Annotated in this window: 23 protein-coding genes; all 23 read left to right on the forward strand. The window is 43.8% G+C overall.

From position 1 onward, the window contains the following. Positions 1-141: 141 nt before the first annotated feature. The 23 genes from prfA (at position 142) to AAHB15_RS18350 (ending at position 22,378) form a co-directional block, all read left to right on the forward strand. Positions 142-1,215, forward strand: a complete 1,074-nt coding sequence (prfA, locus tag AAHB15_RS18240) for a peptide chain release factor 1 (protein WP_098527756.1) — start codon at positions 142-144, stop codon at positions 1,213-1,215. Continuing rightward, positions 1,208-2,152, forward strand: coding sequence for a peptide chain release factor N(5)-glutamine methyltransferase (prmC, locus tag AAHB15_RS18245; protein WP_342043030.1), 945 nt, complete (start codon positions 1,208-1,210; stop codon positions 2,150-2,152). Before prfA ends, prmC begins: the two co-directional genes overlap by 8 nt. A gap of 330 nt (positions 2,153-2,482) precedes the next feature. After that, positions 2,483-3,451 carry a stage II sporulation protein R gene (gene spoIIR, locus AAHB15_RS18250; RefSeq protein WP_335573591.1) on the forward strand — a complete coding sequence of 323 codons (969 nt, stop codon included), beginning with the start codon at positions 2,483-2,485 and terminating at the stop codon, positions 3,449-3,451. Between the two features lie 144 nt (positions 3,452-3,595). Continuing rightward, a complete protein-coding gene (locus AAHB15_RS18255) occupies positions 3,596-4,042 on the forward strand; it encodes a GNAT family N-acetyltransferase (RefSeq protein WP_335573590.1) in 447 nt (148 codons plus the stop codon). A gap of 185 nt (positions 4,043-4,227) precedes the next feature. Next, on the forward strand, positions 4,228-5,271 hold the full coding sequence (locus AAHB15_RS18260) for an L-threonylcarbamoyladenylate synthase (protein ID WP_342043031.1): 1,044 nt from the start codon (positions 4,228-4,230) through the stop codon (positions 5,269-5,271). Positions 5,272-5,668: 397 nt separating this feature from the next. Further along, complete coding sequence (locus AAHB15_RS18265) at positions 5,669-6,226, forward strand: manganese efflux pump MntP (protein ID WP_342043032.1); 558 nt, start codon at positions 5,669-5,671, stop codon at positions 6,224-6,226. 164 nt (positions 6,227-6,390) lie between these two features. Then, the gene (locus tag AAHB15_RS18270) at positions 6,391-6,834 is read left to right on the forward strand and encodes a low molecular weight protein arginine phosphatase (protein WP_335573587.1); all 444 of its coding nucleotides are present in this window, start codon (positions 6,391-6,393) and stop codon (positions 6,832-6,834) included. 266 nt (positions 6,835-7,100) lie between these two features. Continuing rightward, positions 7,101-7,547 (forward strand): ribose 5-phosphate isomerase B, encoded by a 447-nt coding sequence (rpiB, locus tag AAHB15_RS18275; RefSeq protein WP_144566038.1) that lies wholly within the window; start codon positions 7,101-7,103, stop codon positions 7,545-7,547. A gap of 26 nt (positions 7,548-7,573) precedes the next feature. After that, complete coding sequence (locus AAHB15_RS18280) at positions 7,574-8,140, forward strand: TIGR01440 family protein (protein WP_342043033.1); 567 nt, start codon at positions 7,574-7,576, stop codon at positions 8,138-8,140. Between the two features lie 173 nt (positions 8,141-8,313). Next, positions 8,314-9,555, forward strand: coding sequence for a serine hydroxymethyltransferase (gene glyA, locus AAHB15_RS18285; protein WP_335573585.1), 1,242 nt, complete (start codon positions 8,314-8,316; stop codon positions 9,553-9,555). 250 nt (positions 9,556-9,805) lie between these two features. Then, positions 9,806-10,435 carry a uracil phosphoribosyltransferase gene (gene upp / locus AAHB15_RS18290; protein WP_335573584.1) on the forward strand — a complete coding sequence of 210 codons (630 nt, stop codon included), beginning with the start codon at positions 9,806-9,808 and terminating at the stop codon, positions 10,433-10,435. A gap of 147 nt (positions 10,436-10,582) precedes the next feature. Further along, complete coding sequence (locus AAHB15_RS18295) at positions 10,583-12,766, forward strand: S8 family serine peptidase (protein WP_342043034.1); 2,184 nt, start codon at positions 10,583-10,585, stop codon at positions 12,764-12,766. Positions 12,767-13,161: 395 nt separating this feature from the next. After that, entirely contained in the window at positions 13,162-13,386 is a 225-nt protein-coding gene (locus AAHB15_RS18300) for an AtpZ/AtpI family protein (protein WP_144566032.1), read from the forward strand. 2 nt (positions 13,387-13,388) lie between these two features. After that, positions 13,389-13,763: an ATP synthase subunit I gene (locus tag AAHB15_RS18305; protein WP_335573582.1), complete on the forward strand. Its 375-nt coding sequence runs from the start codon at positions 13,389-13,391 to the stop codon at positions 13,761-13,763. 22 nt (positions 13,764-13,785) lie between these two features. Beyond that, positions 13,786-14,499, forward strand: a complete 714-nt coding sequence (gene atpB / locus AAHB15_RS18310) for a F0F1 ATP synthase subunit A (protein WP_098527771.1) — start codon at positions 13,786-13,788, stop codon at positions 14,497-14,499. A 73-nt stretch (positions 14,500-14,572) separates the two neighbouring features. Then, complete coding sequence (atpE, locus tag AAHB15_RS18315; protein ID WP_098527772.1) at positions 14,573-14,797, forward strand: F0F1 ATP synthase subunit C; 225 nt, start codon at positions 14,573-14,575, stop codon at positions 14,795-14,797. A 119-nt stretch (positions 14,798-14,916) separates the two neighbouring features. Beyond that, a complete protein-coding gene (locus AAHB15_RS18320) occupies positions 14,917-15,456 on the forward strand; it encodes a F0F1 ATP synthase subunit B (RefSeq protein ID WP_342043035.1) in 540 nt (179 codons plus the stop codon). Beyond that, complete coding sequence (locus AAHB15_RS18325; RefSeq protein ID WP_144566029.1) at positions 15,453-15,989, forward strand: F0F1 ATP synthase subunit delta; 537 nt, start codon at positions 15,453-15,455, stop codon at positions 15,987-15,989. The genes AAHB15_RS18320 and AAHB15_RS18325 overlap by 4 nt, the downstream gene beginning before the upstream one ends. A gap of 162 nt (positions 15,990-16,151) precedes the next feature. Next, on the forward strand, positions 16,152-17,660 hold the full coding sequence (gene atpA / locus AAHB15_RS18330) for a F0F1 ATP synthase subunit alpha (RefSeq protein WP_144566028.1): 1,509 nt from the start codon (positions 16,152-16,154) through the stop codon (positions 17,658-17,660). Positions 17,661-17,746: 86 nt separating this feature from the next. After that, entirely contained in the window at positions 17,747-18,604 is an 858-nt protein-coding gene (atpG, locus tag AAHB15_RS18335; RefSeq protein WP_342043036.1) for an ATP synthase F1 subunit gamma, read from the forward strand. A gap of 242 nt (positions 18,605-18,846) precedes the next feature. Further along, positions 18,847-20,259: a F0F1 ATP synthase subunit beta gene (gene atpD / locus AAHB15_RS18340; protein ID WP_144566026.1), complete on the forward strand. Its 1,413-nt coding sequence runs from the start codon at positions 18,847-18,849 to the stop codon at positions 20,257-20,259. A gap of 21 nt (positions 20,260-20,280) precedes the next feature. Next, the gene (locus AAHB15_RS18345; protein ID WP_144566025.1) at positions 20,281-20,688 is read left to right on the forward strand and encodes a F0F1 ATP synthase subunit epsilon; all 408 of its coding nucleotides are present in this window, start codon (positions 20,281-20,283) and stop codon (positions 20,686-20,688) included. A gap of 412 nt (positions 20,689-21,100) precedes the next feature. Beyond that, positions 21,101-22,378, forward strand: coding sequence for an ABC transporter substrate-binding protein (locus AAHB15_RS18350; RefSeq protein ID WP_335573580.1), 1,278 nt, complete (start codon positions 21,101-21,103; stop codon positions 22,376-22,378). Position 22,379: the final 1 nt, after the last annotated feature.

Here is a 22,379-nt window from a genome sequence, read left to right on the forward strand (position 1 = left end):
CTCTGATTTAGGGCATGTTTTTTTTATGAAAAAAAGGGCTTGGCCTCAATAAAAAATTTCTCCCTCAATTTGGTTTTGACGGGGGTTTTCACCTATACTATAATTAGAATGTTATGGACTAAAACTCGAGGTGAATTAACTGTGTTTGATCGTCTTCAATCTGTGGAAGATCGCTATGAAAAGTTGAACGAACTTTTAAGCGATCCAGAAATTATTAATGATTCAAAAAAACTTCGCGAATACTCAAAAGAACAATCTGATATACAAGAAACCGTACAAACCTACCGCCAATATAAAGAGGCTCGTGAACAGCTCCAAGATGCAAAGGCAATGCTTGATGAGAAGCTTGATGCCGAAATGCGTGAAATGGTGAAGGAAGAAGTCAATGAGCTTGAGGCCCAAATTGAGGAGCTTGAGGCTAAAATGAAAATCCTTCTTGTTCCAAAGGATCCGAACGATGACAAAAACGTTATCTTTGAAATCCGTGGTGCGGCCGGTGGGGATGAGGCGGCATTGTTTGCAGGTACCCTTTACCGGATGTACAGCCGGTATGCAGAAGCTCAAGGTTGGAAGACGGACCTTATTGATGCCAGCCCAACAGGACTTGGCGGCTATAAGGAAATCAGTTTTATGATTAATGGTCAAGGTGCTTACTCCAAATTGAAGTTTGAGAGTGGTGCCCACCGTGTACAGCGTGTTCCGGAAACTGAATCTGGCGGCCGGATTCACACTTCAACAGCAACGGTTGTTTGTTTGCCGGAAGCTGAGGAATTTGAATATGAAATTCATGAAAAAGATATCCGATTCGATACGTTTGCTTCAAGCGGCGCCGGCGGACAATCCGTTAACACGACGATGTCAGCCGTTCGTTTGACACACCTTCCAACTGGAATTATGGTTTCAATCCAGGATGAAAAATCCCAGCATAAGAACCGGGATAAAGCGATGAAAGTATTACGTGCCCGTGTTTATGATAAATTCCAGCAAGAAGCACAGGCTGAATATGACCAGGTTCGTAAATCGGCGGTTGGAACCGGTGACCGTTCTGAACGAATTCGCACGTACAACTTCCCGCAAAATCGGGTAACCGATCACCGTATTGGCTTAACACTTCAAAAATTGGATCAAATTGTTGAGGGTAAGCTTGATGAAATCATTGATGCGTTGATTATGGATGAACAGGCAAAAAGACTAGAAGAGGCATCTAATGAGTAAAAAAGTATTTGAGGCCCTAAAATGGGCTTCTTCTTTTTTAGTTGAGGCGGGGCGTGATGAGAACGCCGGCGAACTATTACTCCGGCATTTTACGGGTATGTCCCGGGCGCAGTTGTTTGCCAATATGCGAGAGGATTTAGAGCTAAGCGTCTGGGAAGCGTTTGAGAAGGCAGTGCAGGAGCATGTTAAAGAAGGTGTTCCGGTCCAATACCTAATTGGATCAGAAGAATTCTACGGCCGGACTTTCATCGTTAACGACGAAGTCCTCATCCCACGGCCGGAAACAGAAGAACTCGTCTATGGAACACTCCAGCGCATGAAGGATATCTTCAACAGCCACCAAGAAATCCGCTTAGCCGATATCGGTACAGGCAGCGGCGCCATCGCCATCACGTTGAAACTGGAATACCAGCTGGCGGCAATGCAAAAGGTGAAAAAGGTGACAGGCACCAATAATAATACGGAGACGTTACAAACGGTGACAGGCACCATTAAGGTGACGGCCACTGATATTGCGGAGGGATCGCTTGCGGTGGCACGGGAGAATGCTGCCCGGCTTGGGGCGGATGTCCGGTTTATACAGGGGGATTTGCTCCAGCCGTTTATGGAGAATGGTGAGAAACTGGATGTAGTGATATCAAATCCGCCTTATATTCCACGCGCAGACATCGAAACAATGTCTGAGGTTGTAACAGAGCATGAGCCGCATCGGGCCTTGTTTGCTGGTGATGATGGCTTGGATTTTTACCGCCGTTTTATGGCGGAGCTGCCAAAGGTCCTCGCTCCAACCGCTCTTGTCTGTTTTGAAATCGGCATGGGACAGGGGGAAGCTGTAGCAGAGCTGTTGCGAACAACTTTTCCAAAGGTTAGTGTCGAAATAGTTAATGATATTAATGGCAGGGATCGGATGGTTTTTGCCGAAATAAAAGGATGTTAAACTCAATTTGGGTTTAACATCCTTTTTTAATTTAGACTAAGTAAAAGAACTCTGTTGATTGGAGCGGAAGGCGGCGTAGACTCCTGCGGGAGTACGTGGCAGGGGAGACCCCGCAGACGCTTAAGCGCCGAGGAGGCTCCCCGGCACGCGCCCGCGAACCGATTGCCGCCTGGAGTGGAAATCAACAGACAATTTTGATGCACAACTTACATTTTGAGGACTTTTTCAGTGCTCTCCCCATTTTAATAGAGTTTTTCAAATTTACTAGTTTAAGATTCTTATTTTTTGTCCAAAATGAAACTATCGAAGGGCAAAGGGGATGTGCTAGAGATGAGAGGTAAACTAATAGTTTGGGGATACTTAGTCATTTTATCATTGGGAACAATGTTGAATTTATATATGCCAAAGACTGAAGCAGCAACAAAGGATTCGATCGTCATACCAGGGGAAGCCATTCGCCTCAGGATTTTGGCAAACAGTGACTTTGAAGAGGATCAAGCCATCAAACGCAAGGTGCGCGATGCCGTTAATGCGCAAATCACAGTTTGGGTGCAAGATTTGACCTCCATGAACGAAGCAAAGAAGGTCATCAATGGCAAGCTTCCGGAAATTCAGGAAATTGCAGAAAAAGTAGTCCATGAACAAGGATCCAATCAGTCTGTAAAGGTCGAGTTTGGAAAAGTTAGCTTTCCAACTAAATTATATGGCCAGTACTTATATCCAGCCGGGGAATACCAAGCGATCTTGATTACGTTAGGCAAAGGTGAGGGGGCGAACTGGTGGTGTGTATTATACCCGCCGTTATGCTTCCTTGATTTTTCAAATGGTGTTGCCGTAAGCGATGGCTTTGAGGAAAAGCATGTGGCAAAAGCTGAAACCATTAGTAAAAAGAAACAGGAGGATGTTAAAACAGATGAGGCTGTCGTCACATCTGCCCCTATAGCAGTGGAAGATGAACAGTCTGAAACAGTAGAAGAAGTGGAACAACCTGTGAAAGAAGTAACTCAAATTCAGAAGAAAGTGGAAGAGGAAGTCCAAGAGTCAAAGAAACCGGTAGAAGAAGTCCAAGTAGAAAAAACAATGGTAGATGAAGTCCAAGTAGAAAAGAAGCCTGAAGTAGAATTACAAGACGAGAAAAAACAAACAGAGGAAGTACAGATTACAAAGAAGCATGTAAAAGAAGTAAAAAAGGCCAAGAAGGCAGCGAAGAAAGAGGAACCTATTTATACAGCTAGGGACGAAGAACCAGTAAAGGTAAAGTTCTTCGTAGTGGAAATGTGGGAGAAAATGTTTAACTAAACCAGTCCAGCGCCGGACTGGTTTTTTTGTAAGCTGATAGGTGGGCGCCTTACGCTTTTCTAATAAAAATTACGCATCCAGCAGTTCTATTATCTCTAGTTTTTCATAGTAATAGAGTAGAATCTTTTAAACGAGGTGGATAGGATGCAGTCATTAATTCGCAGAGCTAATCAAGAAGATTTGGAAAATATACGAGAGTTCCTGACAAGAGCAAACCTAGGAACCGATGGACTAACCGCAGAAACGATTGACTATTTCCTCCTATTAGAAAATGAGGACGGCACAATCCGCGGTTCACTTGGTATGGAGGCATTCAATGAACACGGCATGCTGCGTTCACTGGTGGTTTCACCTGGACAAGCCGATAAAGAAATCTTTATCCTTTTTGACCAAATGGTCCAATTAGCAAAAGAAAAAGGGATGAAAAGCTTGTTTTTGGCAACAAATAAAAGTGTGGCCTTGCCATTTTTTGAATTAATGGGCTTTCAAAAAATCCAACGAGAAACAATACCCACAGAATTTTATACATCTGAGCATATTCGACACGTTTTAAATGTGGATAACTCATTATTTTTAAAATTTTCTATCTAGTTGTGGATTAATCCACAAAGTTATCCACTTTTTCAAAGAAGTTATACACAATTTGTGGATAAAACTTGTATTTATACCCACCTTCTTTTATACTTTCAAACGTACAAGGTGAACAAATAGGAGTTTTTCCGTGTAAATTCGCCAAAATTCGATAAAAGTCTCGTCATCAATAAAGGTGGATAACTATGAACACAAATGTTTGGAAAGTGGATAAATATGTGGATAATCTTGAAAATAATCCACAGGTTGTGGATGCAGCTAATTTTTTAAGAAAAAATGAAGTTGTCGCCCTGCCAACAGAGACTGTTTACGGCCTTGGCGGTAATGCCGAAAATGATAAAGCAGTCGCTAAAATTTTCGCAGCGAAAGGACGGCCTGGAGATAATCCGTTAATAATTCACATCGCCGATCGCAGCCAGCTTAGTAGATTTGTAACCGAAGTCCCTGAAACGGCGGCAAAATTAATCGATGCCTTTTGGCCCGGACCGCTGACGATTATTTTTAAAAAGAAGGAAGGCGTTTTGTCTGAAAAGGCAACTGCTAATCTCGACACAGTGGCGGTTAGGATGCCGGATCATCCGGTCGCGCTGGCGCTGTTGAAATCTTGTGGATTGCCGATCGCTGCCCCTAGTGCCAACAGTTCTGGAAAGCCGAGCCCGACTAAGGCTGAACATGTACTAGATGATTTAAATGGAAAAATTGCTGGTGTGTTGGACGGCGGGGTAACAGGCGTGGGTGTTGAATCAACTGTTATCGATTGTACCGCTGGGATCCCCGTGATCTTAAGACCAGGCGGCGTAACAAAAGAGCAGCTCGAGGCAGTGGTCGGCGAAGTTGAAGAGGATGCGGCCTTAAAGGATCAGTCCGCACGTCCAAAGGCACCTGGCATGAAATATCAGCATTACGCGCCAAATGCCCCGCTTTATATGGTGGCAGGCCCGAAGGAATTTTTGCAAAAATTAGCAACAGAGAAGCAAGCGGAAGGGCTCCGGGTTGGTGTGTTGACGACGGAGGAAAATCGCGGCTTTTATGAGGCTGAACTGGTTCTATCATGTGGCAGAAGGACCGAACTTGATACTGTTGCGGCCGCTCTCTATGATACGTTACGAAGCTTCAACCAGGGGCAAGTGGATATTATTTTTAGCGAAATTTTCCCGAATGAAGGCGTGGGACATGCCATCATGAACCGTCTTGAAAAGGCAGCGGGCCATAGGCTTATCACCGAATAACACCGAACCTCCGCGCGAGGAGCTTCGGTGTTTTTTACGTTTAGAAAATAATAAAATTCTCGCTTGTGGATAACTGCTAATAAAAGGACTGTCGACGTCCAGCTCCAGCGCCTAGCCCCTCGATGGTTTACAGCCACTCAGGGAATGAAGACAAAGAACGCCTTCTTTCCCTGAGCGTCTTATACTTGGCTACAGAAAGCTATTGCTTTCTGTACGCATTAAGGGCGACTAATCTCTGTCCTTGCTTTCGCTGTCCAGTCTACAAGTCGCCCTATATCGGGGCTGTTCAAAGTGCTTACGGTTTTGGTCCTGCCTTGGAAACCTTTTGCCAATCTCACTTCTAATTCCGATTGGACGTGCATAGGCTAGGATAGTTAGTCCAAGGAGGCGTAGATGAATGTCAGAAATGGTTGGCCAACTTTTAACACTAATAATAATGGCATTTGCACTTGGAATGGATGCCTTCTCGGTTGGTCTTGGCATGGGAATGTACAAACTGCGGCTGAGGAAGATTTTTAATATTGGCCTGACGATTGGCTTATTCCATGTATGGATGCCACTCTTAGGTCTCGTAGCAGGAAAATTTCTCTCAGAAAAATTCGGCGTCTTTGCAACGATAATCGGGGGCTTGCTCCTTATTGTTCTCGGTGTGCAAATGATTTGGTCGACCATGAAAAAAGAAGAAGCGAAGGTAATCACACCAGTAGGCTTCGGCTTACTGTTATTTGCATTAAGTGTGAGTCTTGATAGTTTTTCAGTTGGTTTGACCTTAGGGATCTATGGAGCCAAAACAATTATGGTTCTATTGTGCTTTGGAATCGCGGCAACCGTACAAACATGGGCAGGCCTTTTGCTCGGAAGAAAGGTTCAAGGCTGGCTTGGGACCTATAGCGAGGCTTTAGGAGGAACCATTCTACTTGGGTTTGGTTTAAAGCTGCTTGCACAAATTTGGTAATAGAAACTATGAATCATTTAAAACTTTTTTCTAAATATGCTAGACTAGAGATGATGGGGAAACGGTCCCTAGTTAAAGCCGGCCGCTACTTAGGTTTATTTTAAAAAAACTGGTTCATTTAACCATTTCTAGGGTAAAATTCTAAGGAAAGGGGGCGACTCAGGTTGCGTCATATCTTGTTTGTTTGTACAGGAAATACATGCAGGAGTCCGATGGCAGAAGCGATTTTAAAAAATAAAAAACTTGCTGATGTTGAGGTAAAGTCGGCTGGGATTTATGCGGCAAACGGCAGTGAGGCGTCCACCCATGCGAAACAAGTGCTGGATGACAATCAAGTCCCGCATAATCATCGCTCACAAATGCTAACAGCGGAGGCCGCCCAGTGGGCCGATCTCATCTTAACGATGACGAGTTCTCACAAATTCGCGATTCAGCAGCAGCTTCCTCAGGCAGTGATGAAGGTGTTTACCTTGAAGGAGTATATCGGCGAAACCGGCAATCAGGATGTTGTTGATCCATACGGCGGCAGTCTTGCGATGTACGAGGAGACATATCGCGAATTAGAGAAATTAATTGATAAGGCGATTGAAAAATTTAAATCACAGTGAATGGCGAATGGCGTAAAGCTTTTTTGAAAAAACTAAATAAGAATAAACAAGGTAGAGCTCTCTTATGAAAAAGAGGGCTATTGTTTTTGGATTTAAAAACCTAAGATGATGAAGGTTTCTGCTTTAAATTTTTGGGTCGGTGTGTCAAAATGAATACAGATTATCCTTGGACAGGCAGTATGCTGATGAAAGCAAAGCTTGTTTGTTGGGGAGGACACAACCATTCGTTTTTTGAATTTTATGATAAGAGGAACAGGAGGATTTATATGAAAGTGGCATTAGCGTCAGATCATGGCGGTGTCAATATACGTAAGGAAATCGCCAATTTATTGGATGAATTAAAGATTGAATACGTAGATTTTGGCTGTGATTGTGAAACATCAGTGGATTTTCCGGATTATGCATTGCCTGTAGCTGAAAAGGTAGCAAGCGGTGAGTTTGATCGGGGTATTTTGATTTGTGGTACGGGGATTGGGATGAGCATTGCAGCCAATAAGGTAAAAGGCATCCGCTGTGCCCTTGTACATGATACCTTTAGTGCCCGCGCAACGCGTGCACATAATGATTCCAATATGCTCGCGATGGGCGAACGCGTCATTGGGCCAGGACTGGCACGTGATATTGCTGAGATTTGGCTGACTGGAGAATTTGAAGGCGGCCGTCATGCGAACCGAATTGGAAAAATAACCGAGTATGAGAAAACGCACCTCTAAGCAAGGCTGAAAGAAGGGTATGTTTTATGATTCGTGATTGGGAAATAGAGCTTGAAGCAATTTTAGTGGACTTTCAAGAACAGGCTGCACTAAAGCCGGGACAGCTGCTGGTTGTTGGCTGTAGCACCAGTGAAGTCATCGGTGAACGAATTGGTACTTCAGGGACAGTCGAAGTGGCTGAAATGATCTACAGGCAGCTGAAAAATCTTCAGAATAATACGGGAATTCAACTTGCCTTTCAATGCTGTGAGCATTTAAACCGGGCATTGGTCATGGAGCGTTCAGCTGCGGCCGAGCGGGGGTATGAAGAAGTTTCCGTTGTTCCCGTCCGTACGGCAGGCGGTGCGATGGCAACCTATGCTTTTGGCCAAATAGAAGACCCGATTGTCGTGGAATTCATTAAGGCGGAGGCCGGGATTGATATTGGCCAAACACTAATCGGCATGCATCTAAAACACGTCGCCGTTCCTGTCCGAGTCAAGCAAAAAAGCTTCGGACATGCCCTCGTCACCCTGGCTAAAGCCCGTCCAAAACTAATCGGCGGCGCCCGAGCCGTCTATGAAAAAAATACCGAGAATTCCAGCTGCTCGTAGTGCTAATGGTGACAGGCACTGAAAGCGCTATTGTTCGGTTATTGATGGTGGAAGTCACCTTTTCTCCTATTTTTATAGAGTTTAGGGTGGCAAATTCCGAAAGATATGTTAGAATGAAGAAGGAATTTTCGAATTTTGAATTTTAATGGTTTAATATAAAAGGGGGATTTAGGATGAAGCATTTGTCTCAAGCGGATGATCAGGTTTTTCAAGCGATTCAACAGGAATTAGGACGTCAGCGTTCAAAAATTGAATTAATTGCCTCAGAAAACTTTGTAAGTGAAGCGGTTATGGAAGCACAAGGCTCTGTATTAACGAATAAGTATGCAGAAGGTTATCCAGGACGCCGTTATTATGGCGGCTGTGAATATGTCGATGTAGTCGAAGATCTTGCCCGCGATCGTGCGAAGCAAATTTTCGGCGCGGAATACGTAAACGTTCAGCCACATTCAGGTGCACAAGCCAACATGGCGGTTTACTTCACCATCCTCGAGCAGGGCGATACTGTTCTTGGTATGAACCTATCTCACGGAGGCCACTTAACACACGGCAGCCCCGTAAACTTTAGTGGTGTACAATATAACTTCGTTGAATATGGTGTGGACGAAACCACTCACCGCATCAATTATGACGATGTGCGCGAAAAAGCTTTAGCTCACAAACCTAAGCTAATCGTTGCCGGCGCTAGTGCGTACCCACGTGCAATTGACTTTGCGAAGTTCCGTGAGATTGCCGATGAAGTCGGTGCTTATCTAATGGTCGATATGGCTCATATTGCTGGATTAGTTGCAGCTGGTTTGCATCAAAACCCAGTCCCATACGCAGACTTCGTTACAACTACGACCCACAAAACACTAAGAGGCCCTCGCGGCGGGATGATTTTTTGCAAAGAGGAATTTGGCAAGAAAATTGATAAATCCATCTTCCCTGGAATCCAAGGCGGCCCACTTATGCATGTAATCGCAGCAAAAGCTGTTGCCTTCGGTGAAGCACTGCAGGACAGCTTTAAAGAATATGCTGCAAATATTATCGCAAATGCGAGCCGTCTAGCTGAAAGTCTGCAAAAAGAAGGCTTGAAGCTCGTATCTGGCGGTACGGATAATCATTTGCTGTTGGTCGATGTGACAAGCCTTGGCTTAACAGGTAAGATCGCGGAACATGTTTTGGATGAAGTCGGCATTACCGTTAATAAAAACACGATTCCATATGATCAAAATAGCCCATTTGTAACGAGCGGAATCCGTATCGGTACGGCAGCGGTTACTAGCCGTGGCTTTGGTTTAGAGGATATGGACGAAATCGCATCTATCATCGCCTTCACATTGAAAAATCATGAAGACGAAGCTAAGCTAGACGAGGCACGTGGACGCGTTGAAGCATTAACAAACAAATTCACCCTATATCCAGAGTATTAATAGATTTTTTCGAAATGGTCCTCCATCTTACAGATGGAGGACCATTTTTTTCTGCTCAAAATAAATCCCGGATAAATTGCCCGCCAAAAACTTAAAACAAGCCTTTATTGACCGCGATTCGGGGAGGCTTTCATAGAGGGAATATTCACTCTACTATTTGTCCCTCAAAGCATATGGACAAGAGTTGCTCTATGGGTTTTTTTTCTGTAAAATGAGGCGATGATTAATTTTAGATAAAGGGGCGATTATTGTGGCAAAGGTATACGTCTTCGACCACCCGCTAATTCAGCATAAACTTACGTACATACGTGATAAAAATACAGGAACAAAGGAGTTCCGTGAACTTGTTGACGAAGTCGCAACTCTGATGGCATTCGAAATCACAAGAGATATGTCACTTGAGGACATCGATATTGAGACACCAGTCTGCCCGACGAAATCAAAGGTTCTTTCTGGTAAAAAAATCGGTATCGTGCCAATCCTCCGTGCTGGAATTGGAATGGTCGATGGGATCTTAAAATTAATCCCGGCTGCCAAGGTAGGCCATGTCGGCTTATACCGCGACCCAGAAACATTAATGCCGGTTGAATACTATATAAAGCTTCCAAGTGACGTAGAAGAGCGTGATTTTATCGTAGTTGATCCAATGCTGGCAACAGGCGGATCAGCTATAGAAGCGATCAACTCTTTGAAAAAGCGCGGGGCAAAGCATATCAAATTTATGTGTTTAATCGCTGCACCTGAAGGCGTTGAGGCCGTAAAGGCAGCTCATTCGGATGTGGATATTTATATCGCCGCATTAGATGAGAAATTAAATGACCATGGCTATATCGTCCCAGGTCTAGGCGATGCCGGTGACCGTTTATTTGGTACGAAATAAAAAAGTCGAGCAGAGATGCTCGGCTTTTTTTATGGGTGTTGTTTTGATATAAACAGTGAAAAAACGAACAACGCAATACTTTCTCCATCCCGATTGCATACTTTCACCTTTGAAAGAAAACGCTAGAGGAAAAAGGGGAATCAATGAATGAAATGGCTTATATCAATCCTTCTAACCTTACAAACCACCTCAACCGTACTCATCCACCCGCCCATACCAAAATCGACACAAGTAGCGATTGTTGTACTAAAACAACCGCAATCTGAGCAAGAAATCAAGCAAATTATCACCCCCTATAAAGACGTAAAACTAAGGAGGATTTTTCGGGAAGCACTCGATGGTTTTTCGATTGAGGGCAGCCCTGAGGCCATCTTGAGGCTAAGTCAACAACAGCGCATTCTCGCTGTATCGCCTGTCGCTAAATACCAGGCGGAATCAGAAGAGGGCGTTAAAATCATTGGCGGGGAAGAAGTGCGCCGAATCTTTGACCATCACAACCAACGCCTTACTGGCAAAGGGATCACTGTCGGAGTCATTGATACCGGGGTCGACTATACTCACCCTGATTTAAAAAGCAATTATGCTGGCGGCCACGACCTTGTCGACAATGACAGAGACCCGATGGAAACCCTCGCCGTCGGCAAAGCGACCATCCATGGCACCCATGTCGCCGGAATCATTGCGGCAAATGGAAAAATAAAAGGCGTTGCCCCGGAGGCCAAAATTGTCGCATACCGCGCGCTCGGGCCTGGCGGGGGCGGAACGACGGAGCAGGTACTCGCCGCGATTGAACAAGCGATCAAAGACAAAGTGGATGTTGTTAACCTTTCCCTAGGAAATGACATTAACGGACCTGATCTGCCGATTTCCCTCGCTTTAAACCGTGCTGTTGATAAGGGTATTGTCGCTGTGGCAGCTTCTGGGAATTCTGGTCCGGATGTATGGACAGTCGGTTCCCCTGGCACGGCCTCAAAGGCGATATCTGTGGGGGCATCGACGCCGACAATGGAAATCCCTTCGTTAATAATAGAAGGAAGTCGGAAAAAAATGCGTGTCCAGCCATTGGAAGGTTCAGCAAACTGGGGACTTGACCGCTCGCTCGAATTAGCCGACGGCGGCTTAGGTCGTAAAGAGGACCTCTACAATGTTCAGGGGAAAATGGTGCTAATTAAACGCGGGACGATAACGTTTACCGAAAAAGCCAAGAACGCCTATGAAGCGGGGGTAAAAGCGGTATTGATTTATAATAACTTGAGCGGCAGCTTCATGGGCAACCTCGATGCTCCGATGGACATCCCTGTCGGAGCACTCGCTCAGGGTGACGGAGTGATTTTACAAAAAAGATTAGAAGAACATAGTGTTGCGGCAAGGGTTCTAATAAGCGAAGAGCGCGACCGGCTCGCAGACTTCAGCTCCCGAGGGCCTGTGACGGGGACATGGGAAATAAAGCCTGATATTGTCGCGCCGGGGGTGGCTATCAACTCGACGATTCCAGGGGGCTACTTATCGCTGCAGGGCACCAGTATGGCCGCACCGCATGTGGCGGGGGCTTGTGCGTTAATTAAGCAGGCGCACCCGGAGTGGACGCCGGCGCAGATTAAGGCAGCGTTGATGAATACGGCCAAACCAATCGGACCAAACAATACCGCCTTATACCGCACGTATGAGCAGGGGGCTGGCCGCATTCAGGTAGATGACGCCATTCAGACCACGTCGCTCGTATCCCCAAGCAGCCTGCGCTTTGGGAAATATACCGAGGAGAACAATAGCCATAAGGCCATATTGAAAATAGAAAATACGGGTGAGAAAACGCAGCGCTATTCTTTTAAAATTCCGCACCAAGTCGAAGGTGTCAGCTGGCGGTTTCCGTTATATTTTACGCTCGGACCGAGGGAGTCTAAAGAAATTACCATCGAATTACAAATAGACCCGCAAGTTTTTAAACGGAAGATCCATGATGGTTTTCTCCAGCTCGAGGCAGGTTCGGAGTTGATTCAAATCCCTTATCTGTATGTACTTGAGGAGCCGGGATATCCGAGGGTGATGGGCTTTGATTTTGTGTATGGCGACAGGCCTGGAGAATACCGCTATGAGGTGTACCTGCCAGGTGGGGCTGAGGAGTTTGGCATTGCCTTGTTTAACCCGGAGGATTACCGGTTTGTCGGCTTCTTAGATACGGAAACAAATGTGAAAAAGGGGCAGCTTCGTAAGATCATCCCGAAAGAGCAGCTGCCGGCGTCAGGTACTTATCTAGTAAAGGTTTTTGCGAAAAAGGCAGGTAAAGAGGATTTTATCGAGAGGATGATCATGATCGAAAAGAAGGATGAATAGATCCAAGGCTGGGGTGATAGCGCACTCCAGCCTTTTATTATCTAAAAAATGACCAAAGAGAGCACTTAAACAGGTGTTAAAAAATAATAATTTATGAGAATTAGATTAAAATTCAATTAAAAGTTCACAAAATAGACACAAATTAGCCTAAAATTATTCAAATTTTACAATACAATTAAAGTGTTAACAAAGGTGTCAAAGATTCAGAAATTATTAATAGTAGATTGTGGTATAATTCACGTAAATTCATTGACATTGACAAGTGGCTATTGTATGCTAACAAAGGGTGTCAATGATAGGGTTTTCATGTCAATTTATCTATATAAAGATAGTTTCTATGGAATGTATTTGTCACTTGCCCTTTGACATTCTCTCCAGTGTGAGGATGTGATCATATGCGTCAAAATAACCGCAACCCATTCCAAGCAATGGCGTTAATGTCCGCGATTGTCTCCCAGTTAGTTGGCTCCATTCTCATAGGTATTTTTGCCGGCAGATGGCTGGATCGGCACTGGAGTACCGAACCAATTTTCTTAATAATCGGATTGCTTTTGGGACTGGCAGCGGGAACTTATTCTATGCTTCTTTCAATTCGCCATTTCTATTCAGGAGATAAATAATAATGCCAGATTTCAGAGTCATGTACAACAGGCAAAAGAAATGGATATTCTACTTGCTGGCCATATATGTTCTTGGCTGGGGCTTCACGACGTACCATACGATCTTTTTAGGATTGGTTTTAGGGACATGCTTTGGTTTTCTTAACCTTTTACTCCTGGTAAGGAAGACTGAGAAGTTTGATAAACAAGTATCAGAGGGGAAAAAGCCCCGGTCTCTAGGCTCCTTATCAAGGATGGCGACAGCGGGTATTGGAGCAGCAATCGCCTTGAAGTACCCGGAATATTTTAATGTTTTTTCTTATGTGATAGGACTAATGACATCCTATATTGTCATTATGATAGATTATTTTTACAATGCAATGCATCAACATAAATGAAGGGGAAGTGAGGTGAGTACATATGGAACATAAAGCTCCTGAGTTTGAATTCTTGGGTCTATGGTTTAATGGCGCCAATATCCTGATGATCACTGTAGCAAGTGTCATTGTTTTTCTAATTGCCGTTCTTTCTACCCGTAAACTGGCTATGAAACCAACAGGGATGCAGAACTTCTTTGAATGGGTGATGGACTTTGTAAAAGGGATCATCAATAGCACAATGGATTGGAAGGATGGGGGAAGATTTCATATCCTTGGAATCACACTCATCATGTATATCTTTGTATCCAATATGTTAGGTTTGCCGTTTTCAATTGTGATTGATGGAACACTTTGGTGGAAATCACCAACAGCTGACCCAATCATCACGTTAACTCTCGCTGTTATGATCTTGGGTTTAACCCATTTTTATGGTGTGAAGTTAAAAGGTGTCAAGGGATATGGAGAAACCTTCTTCAGCCCAATGAAATTCTTATTTCCGTTAAAGATTATTGAGGAATTCGCGAACACATTAACACTTGGTCTGCGTCTTTACGGTAACATCTTCGCAGGTGAATTGCTATTATCACTATTGGCAGGCGGATTAGCCCACCAAGGAATTGCGGGTACCATTGCCGCAATACCGTTAACATTAGTTTGGCAAGGTTTCTCTGTGTTTGTCGGCTCTATCCAAGCTTACATTTTTACCATGTTAACAATGGTTTACATGTCTCACAAAGTGAGTCATGACCATTAAAATAATCGTTCATACTCATGAACAAAAACAAAAAAATATTATGTTTTCATACATTTAAGGAGGAAAAACAGAAATGACAGGTTCAATTGGTATTTTAGCAGCAGCGATCGCAATTGGTTTATCAGCAATTGGTGCAGGTATTGGTAACGGTCTTATCGTAGGACGTACAGTAGAGGGTGTAGCACGTCAGCCTGAATTACGTGGTACGCTTCAAACTACAATGTTCATCGGGGTTGCGTTAGTTGAAGCCCTACCTATTATCGGGGTAGTTATTGCGTTCATGGTATTAAACCGATAGAATTGGAAAATTCCAGGTGGCGAAGATAACCGAATCCTTCGCCATTCATTTATGTTTATTCGATTCCGTTGATTGTTCTCAAAACGTGTTTAGCAACTCTTGAAAGGAGTGAACCCAGGGTGTTAACTAGCAGTTTTGTACTGGCCACTGCCGCTGAAGCCGGCGAACATAGCGGCCACATTAATACTGGAGATATCTTCTTCCAGCTAATCGTATTTATCATTTTGTTAGCATTGCTTAAAAAATTCGCGTGGGGTCCGTTAATGGGCATTATGAAACAACGTGAAGAGCATATCGCTAATGAAATTACTGCGGCTGAAAACGGCCGTCTAGAATCGCAAAAACTTATTGAAGAGCAGCGTAATCTTTTAAAAGAAGCACGTAGTGACGCGCAAAATTTAATTGAAAATGCAAAGAAGCAAGGCGATCTTCAGCGTGAAGAAATCATCACGACGGCTCGGGCTGAAGCAGAGCGCATTAAAGAAGCTGCCAAGCTTGAAATTGAGCAGCAAAAGGAAAAAGCTGTTGCTGCCATTCGCGAACAGGTTGCTTCCTTGTCTGTGTTAATTGCTTCTAAAGTGATTGAAAAGGAATTAACAGCACAAGACCAAGATGCACTAATTAACGAATATATTAAAGAGGCAGGAGAAGGACGATGAGCAACACTATGGTAGCAAAACGCTACGCGTCCGCTCTTTTTCAAATTGCTAATGAACAGCAGATTATAGGTCAAGTAGAAGAGGACCTTCGTGTAGTTAAGGAAGTCTTGGAATACAATCCTGATTTAAAAGCTGTTCTTAAATCTTCAAAGCTTACGATTGATAAGAAAAAAGAGATTGTGAAAAATGCTTTTGCATCAGTGAATATGTATGTCCTTAATACGGTGCTGCTCTTAATTGATCGTCATCGCGAGGACCAAATTGTCGAAGTAACCGACCAGTTTCTTGAATTGGCAAATGAAGCAATGGGAATCGCAGAAGCGGAAGTGTACAGCGCACGTGAATTAACGGATGCTGAACGCGAGGCATTATCTGCGACATTCGCTGCGAAAATTGGCAAAAAATCACTAAGAATTGAAAATATCGTCGATTCCAATCTGCTTGGCGGAATTCGTCTTCGCATTGGAAATCGAATTTATGACGGCAGCTTGCGCGGCAAGTTAGATCGTTTAGAACGTAAATTGTTAAGCTAATAATAAAAGCGGAAGCGCCTTGATCAGGGGCGACAGGCATAAGACGAGCCTTCTTGACGGATTGGCTTATGACCCCGAGCCCCTAGGCGCTGGAGCTAGACAATTCTAAAAGTTGAATGTTTCAAATCAAATAGCAATGTATCATAGATAGGGGTGAAACTCATGAGCATCAAAGCTGAAGAAATCAGTGCCCTGATTAAATCACAAATTGAAAACTATCAGGCAGAAATTCAAGTGAGTGATGTTGGTACAGTTATCTCAATCGGTGACGGTATCGCTCGTGTTCATGGCCTCGACAATGTCATGGCAGGAGAACTTGTTGAATTTGCAAACGGCGTTATGGGTATGGCACAAAACCTAGAAGAAAATAACGTCGGTATTATCATCCTTGGACCTTACACAGATATTCGTGAGGGTGACGAGGTTCGCCGTACAGGCCGCATCATGGAGGTTCCAGTTGGGGAAGCGCTAATCGGACGTGTTGTAAATCCATTAGGACAACCAGTTGATGGCATGGGGCCAATCAATACAACGAAAACTCGCCCAATTGAAGCGGTAGCTCCTGGCGTTATGGCTCGTAAATCCGTTCATGAGCCGCTTCAAACAGGTATTAAAGCGATTGACGCGCTTGTTCCAATCGGACGCGGTCAACGTGAATTAATTATCGGTGACCGTCAAACAGGTAAAACATCTGTTGCGATCGACACCATCTTAAACCAAAAAGGCCAAAACATGATCTGTATCTATGTTGCCATCGGTCAAAAGGAATCAACAGTACGTAACGCAGTTGAAACCCTTCGTAAATATGGCGCATTGGATTACTCAATCGTTGTAACAGCTTCTGCATCACAGCCAGCACCACTTTTATATTTAGCTCCATACGCAGGTGTTGCGATGGGTGAAGAATTCATGTATGACGGCAAGCACGTATTAATCGTATACGATGATCTTTCTAAGCAGGCTGCTGCATACCGTGAGCTTTCCTTGTTACTACGTCGTCCTCCAGGCCGTGAAGCATATCCAGGGGACGTATTCTATCTGCACAGCCGCCTGCTCGAGCGTGCTGCGAAAATTAACGACACTCTTGGCGCTGGTTCGATCACAGCATTGCCATTTATTGAAACACAAGCGGGTGACGTTTCTGCTTATATTCCAACAAACGTTATTTCCATCACCGATGGACAAATTTTCTTACAATCTGACCTCTTCTTCTCCGGTGTTCGTCCGGCGATCAACGCAGGTCTTTCTGTATCACGTGTTGGTGGATCGGCGCAAATCAAAGCGATGAAGAAGGTTGCGGGTACACTGCGTCTTGACCTTGCTTCATACCGTGAATTAGAAGCATTTGCTCAGTTCGGTTCTGACCTTGATAAAGCAACACAAGCGAAGCTTAACCGTGGTGCTCGTACGGTTGAAGTTCTTAAGCAAGATCTTCACAAGCCGCTTACTGTTGAAAAGCAAGTTGCAATCCTTTATGCATTAACACGCGGTTTCCTTGATGATATTCCATTACAGGATGTTCGCCGCTTTGAATCTGAATTCCATAACTGGTTAGACCACAACCGCAAAGAATTGTTAGACCATATTACCAAAACGAAGGATCTTCCTTCTGATGAGGATATGGCTTCTGCAATCAACGACTTCAAAAAGACGTTTGCAGTTTCCGAATAATAGGGTCTGACATATTGAAAGGTTTGGGCGTGCGGTCGGCCGCATTGCCTAAACCGACATTCTTTGAATGAGGGTGGTGAGAACCTATGGCTTCATTACGTGATATAAAACAGCGTATTACTTCAACCAAAAAGACGAGTCAAATCACCAAAGCGATGGAGATGACTTCGGCTGCTAAATGGAACCGTGGAGTTATGAATGCGAAAGCATTTGTACCTTATATGGAGAAAATGCAAGAAGTAACAGCGTCGATTGCAATTGGCTCTAAAGGGGTTAATCACCCAATGCTAAAAGCACGTCCTGTTAAGAAAACCGGTTATATTGTGATCACATCTGACAGGGGTCTTGCTGGTGCGTTCAACAGTAACGTCATCCGCCGTGTGAATCAGACTATCCAAAGCCGTCATAAATCGAACGATGAGTTCGCCATCATTACGATTGGCCGTGTTGCCCGTGATTTTTTCACAAAGCGCGGGATGAACGTAGCGCTGGAAATCGTCGGGGTATCCGATCAGCCGAACTTTAGCGACATTAAAGACTTAACCAGTTCAACTGTCGGGATGTTTGAGGACGGAACCTTTGATGAATTATATGTTTATTACAACCATTATATAAGTGCAATTTCTCAAGAGGTAACCGAGAAGAAGCTGCTACCATTAACGGATTTAACCACTTCTAGCAAGCTCACCTCCTATGAATTTGAGCCATCTGCGGAAGAAATTTTGGAAGTTCTCCTGCCTCAATATGCGGAAAGCTTAATATACGGCGCACTTCTTGACAGTAAAGCAAGTGAGCACGCCGCACGGATGACCGCAATGAGAAACGCAACGGATAATGCGAAAGAATTAATCAATTCCTATACATTAAGCTACAACCGTGCCCGTCAGGCAGCGATTACCCAAGAAATAACGGAAATCGTTGGCGGTGCGGCGGCACTTGAATAAGAAAAGCGGAAGCGCCTTGACCAGGGGCGACAAGTATAAGACGAGCCGGCGGGAAGGTTGTTCTTTAACCTTCTCGACGGATTGGCTTATAACCTCGAGCCCCTAGGCGCTGGAGCTGGATAGTAATCAAAGTTTATTTTTAAAAAAGAACCCTTGCTAGGGTCCGAGATAGAAGTAGTCTTGGGAATGAATCGTTCATTTCCGGCTCTATTTTAAGAAAGAGTAAGTTAGGAGGGAACATGATGAACAAAGGACGCGTTCTTCAGATTATGGGTCCGGTTGTTGACGTTAAGTTCGAAAGCGGTCAACTTCCTGAACTCCATAACGCATTAAAAATTGTAAACACAGCGTCAGAAGTTGGGATCAACTTAACCCTTGAAGTAGCCCTGCATTTAGGTGATGATACAGTTCGTACGATTGCGATGTCTTCCACTGACGGTTTAACTCGTAATGCGGAAGTTGAAGATACTGGTAAGCCAATCTCTGTACCGGTTGGGGATGTAACACTTGGCCGTGTATTTAACGTTTTGGGTGAGGCAATTGACCTTGCGGAAGAAATTCCTGCAAGTGCACGCCGTGATTCGATTCACCGCGAAGCACCAACTTTTGAAAATCTTTCAACTGAGGTTGAAATCTTAGAGACTGGTATTAAGGTAGTAGACCTTCTTGCGCCATATATTAAGGGTGGTAAGATTGGACTATTTGGTGGTGCCGGTGTAGGTAAAACCGTATTAATCCAGGAATTGATCAATAATATCGCTCAAGAGCACGGTGGTATTTCTGTATTCGCCGGCGTAGGTGAGCGTACTCGTGAAGGAAACGACCTTTACCACGAGATGACAGATTCAGGCGTTATCAAGAAAACCGCGATGGTATTCGGACAAATGAACGAGCCGCCAGGAGCACGTATGCGTGTTGCCTTGACTGGTTTGACAATGGCTGAATATTTCCGTGATGAGCAAGGACAGGACGTTCTTTTCTTCATGGATAACATCTTCCGTTTCACACAAGCAGGTTCTGAGGTTTCCGCGCTACTTGGCCGTATGCCATCTGCGGTAGGTTACCAGCCGACACTTGCAACTGAAATGGGTAAATTACAAGAGCGTATTACATCTACTAACGTAGGTTCTGTTACATCAATCCAAGCGATTTACGTACCAGCCGATGACTATACTGACCCGGCTCCGGCTACTACTTTCGCCCACTTGGATGCAACAACAAACCTTGAGCGTAAGCTTTCTGAGATGGGTATTTACCCAGCGGTGGATCCTCTTGCATCAACTTCTCGTGCATTGTCACCTGAAATTGTTGGTGAAGAGCACTACAATGTAGCACGTCAAGTTCAATCAACATTACAACGTTATCGTGAACTACAGGATATCATTGCGATCCTAGGTATGGATGAACTTTCTGATGATGATAAATTAGTCGTACACCGTGCACGTCGTGTACAATTCTTCTTATCTCAAAACTTCCACGTTGCAGAACAGTTCACTGGCCAGCCAGGTTCTTATGTTCCTGTTAAAGAAACAGTTAAAGGTTTCAAGGAGATCCTTGAAGGTAAGTATGATCATCTTCCAGAAGATGCGTTCCGTTTGGTTGGGCGTATTGAAGAAGTGGTTGAGGCCGGAAAACGCATGGGTGTAGAAGCTTAAAGTTTGCCAGGAGGGTAAAAAATGAAGACGGTAAAAGTCAGTATTGTTACTCCCGATGGCCCGGTGTATGATTCTGAAGTAGAGATGGTTAGTACCAAAGCTAAGAGTGGTGAGCTGGGAATTTTGCCTGGTCACATTCCGTTGGTTGCTCCGCTTGAGATTAGTGCAGTTCGGTTGAAAAAGGGTGGAAAGACGGAATATGTCGCGGTTAGCGGTGGATTCTTAGAGGTCCGTCCTGATCAGGTGACTATTTTGGCGCAATCAGCTGAATTAGCCTCTGATATTGACGTGGAACGTGCTTTAAGAGCGAAGGAGCGTGCCGAACAGCGTATGCATGAGCAGCGTGCTGAGCACACTGATTTCAAACGTGCTGAGCTTGCCTTGCAGCGTGCCATCAATCGCCTCGCCGTATCGGAAAAAAGATTATAATAGTTATGAAAACCCCTCTGGTCGAGACCAAGAGGGGTTTTTTTATTTTCTAGAATGGATGGGTCAAGGGATATAATTATTCATTATATAATTTTTTGACTATTAGAAAAGCGGTTATTATGATATTTTATACTAATAAAGAAATATTGTACGATACTAATTTCGGGTGTCGAAACATGCCGCAGGGAATAGTTAGCATTTTGTAACAAATTATTTGAAAGTTTTAGCTATTTCGATATTGACGATAAACGTTATAACATGTAATAATATATTATAATACAACAGGTGATAAACGCTGACAGATTAGGTCGAAGGAGGATGAACAAAAAGAGTAAACATATTGGTTTAGTTCTTTATGAAAGCGGTTTAAAAAACTTTTGCCATGAGAGTGAATTTACTGGGGGGAATGTATGTGAAACGTTGGTTTAGTGTAGCTGTCATTATTTTAATGGTTATGTCATTAATTATCGGTTGTTCCTCAAAAAGCACTACTTCAAAATCAAAAGATGGAAAGACTACGATCACATTTTTTTACCGTTGGCCAAATGAGCCGTACAAGTCCTATTTTAAAAGTGTTATTGCCGAGTTTGAAAAGCAAAATCCTAACATTAAAGTCGAAGAGGTAACCGCATTAAACGATGATTATAAGCAAAAGGCAAATGTTCTTTTAGGAAGCCAGAATCCACCTGATGTATTCTTTAGCTGGGCTGGAGAATATGGACAAAAGTTTATTAGAGATGGTGTGGCGTTAGATCTGACAAAATACTATCAAGATGACACTGATTGGTCTAACCAATTAATCAGTTCACAAGTAGACTTCTTTAAAAAGGATGACAAAGTCTATGGAGTACCGCTTTTTACAGACAGCAAGCTATTCTTCTATAACAAAGATTTATTTGATAAGTTGGGATTGAAAGCACCAACTACTTGGGATGAGTTCATGAACGTATTGGCAACGATTAAAAAGAATGGAACAACGCCAATCATCCTGGGAAATAAATCACCTTGGGCTGCTGCTCATTATGTAACCGCTCTAAACCAGCGTTTAGTTCCTAAGGAAGTGCTGGACAAAGATCTTAGCTATCAGGGGGCCAAGTTTACCGACCCTGGATATGTAGAGGCATTAAAGAAATTAAATGAATTAAGACCATATTTTAATGACGACCCAAATGCAGTCGCACACGATGAAGCAAGAGGCCTCTTCCTTGGCGGGAAGGCAGCAATCACATTCCTAGAAACACAGGAAATTACGTATATGAAAGATGCAACGTTTAAATGGGATACATTTAAGGTACCAACGATTGATGGGGCAAAAGGGGATCAGGGCGGTTTAATCGGCGCACCTGAAGGCTTTATGGTTCACAGCAAATCTACTCATCCAAAAGAAGCGATGGCGTTCTTGAAGTTTATGACGTCTAAAGCAAATGGCGAAAAGTTAATTAAAGATACTGGATTAGCTAGTACAGTTGCTGACGCAGTCAATGAAAATACCGCAACGAAAGAAGAAGTCAAAGCAATGGATTTAATTAAGGAACAGAAAAATATGTTGATCTGGACTGATAGTGCGTTAGACAGCCGAATCTTCAAACCATACGGTGATGGAGTACAAACGATGCTTGGAGGCGGAATGAAGCCTGCAGATGTTATGAAGAGTGTTCAAGAAGCAGCAAAACAAGTGTATAACAAGTAAC

Source organism: Bacillus sp. OTU2372 (genome assembly GCF_038440275.1).
GTDB lineage: Bacteria > Bacillota > Bacilli > Bacillales > Cytobacillaceae > Neobacillus > Neobacillus bataviensis_B.

What these genes read in the sequence shown, in the direction of transcription:
- rpiB (WP_144566038.1), top strand. Translation starts at nt 7,101, where the DNA reads ATGAAAGTGGCATTAGCGTCAGATCATGGCGGTGTCAATATACGTAAG.
- AAHB15_RS18300 (WP_144566032.1), top strand. Translation starts at nt 13,162, where the DNA reads ATGCGTCAAAATAACCGCAACCCATTCCAAGCAATGGCGTTAATGTCC.
- AAHB15_RS18280 (WP_342043033.1), top strand. Translation starts at nt 7,574, where the DNA reads ATGATTCGTGATTGGGAAATAGAGCTTGAAGCAATTTTAGTGGACTTT.
- AAHB15_RS18305 (WP_335573582.1), top strand. Translation starts at nt 13,389, where the DNA reads ATGCCAGATTTCAGAGTCATGTACAACAGGCAAAAGAAATGGATATTC.
- spoIIR (WP_335573591.1), top strand. Translation starts at nt 2,483, where the DNA reads ATGAGAGGTAAACTAATAGTTTGGGGATACTTAGTCATTTTATCATTG.
- prmC (WP_342043030.1), top strand. Translation starts at nt 1,208, where the DNA reads ATGAGTAAAAAAGTATTTGAGGCCCTAAAATGGGCTTCTTCTTTTTTA.
- AAHB15_RS18260 (WP_342043031.1), top strand. Translation starts at nt 4,228, where the DNA reads ATGAACACAAATGTTTGGAAAGTGGATAAATATGTGGATAATCTTGAA.
- AAHB15_RS18255 (WP_335573590.1), top strand. Translation starts at nt 3,596, where the DNA reads ATGCAGTCATTAATTCGCAGAGCTAATCAAGAAGATTTGGAAAATATA.
- atpD (WP_144566026.1), top strand. Translation starts at nt 18,847, where the DNA reads ATGAACAAAGGACGCGTTCTTCAGATTATGGGTCCGGTTGTTGACGTT.
- atpE (WP_098527772.1), top strand. Translation starts at nt 14,573, where the DNA reads ATGACAGGTTCAATTGGTATTTTAGCAGCAGCGATCGCAATTGGTTTA.
- atpB (WP_098527771.1), top strand. Translation starts at nt 13,786, where the DNA reads ATGGAACATAAAGCTCCTGAGTTTGAATTCTTGGGTCTATGGTTTAAT.
- AAHB15_RS18345 (WP_144566025.1), top strand. Translation starts at nt 20,281, where the DNA reads ATGAAGACGGTAAAAGTCAGTATTGTTACTCCCGATGGCCCGGTGTAT.
- glyA (WP_335573585.1), top strand. Translation starts at nt 8,314, where the DNA reads ATGAAGCATTTGTCTCAAGCGGATGATCAGGTTTTTCAAGCGATTCAA.
- AAHB15_RS18325 (WP_144566029.1), top strand. Translation starts at nt 15,453, where the DNA reads ATGAGCAACACTATGGTAGCAAAACGCTACGCGTCCGCTCTTTTTCAA.
- atpG (WP_342043036.1), top strand. Translation starts at nt 17,747, where the DNA reads ATGGCTTCATTACGTGATATAAAACAGCGTATTACTTCAACCAAAAAG.
- AAHB15_RS18295 (WP_342043034.1), top strand. Translation starts at nt 10,583, where the DNA reads ATGAAATGGCTTATATCAATCCTTCTAACCTTACAAACCACCTCAACC.
- atpA (WP_144566028.1), top strand. Translation starts at nt 16,152, where the DNA reads ATGAGCATCAAAGCTGAAGAAATCAGTGCCCTGATTAAATCACAAATT.
- AAHB15_RS18265 (WP_342043032.1), top strand. Translation starts at nt 5,669, where the DNA reads ATGTCAGAAATGGTTGGCCAACTTTTAACACTAATAATAATGGCATTT.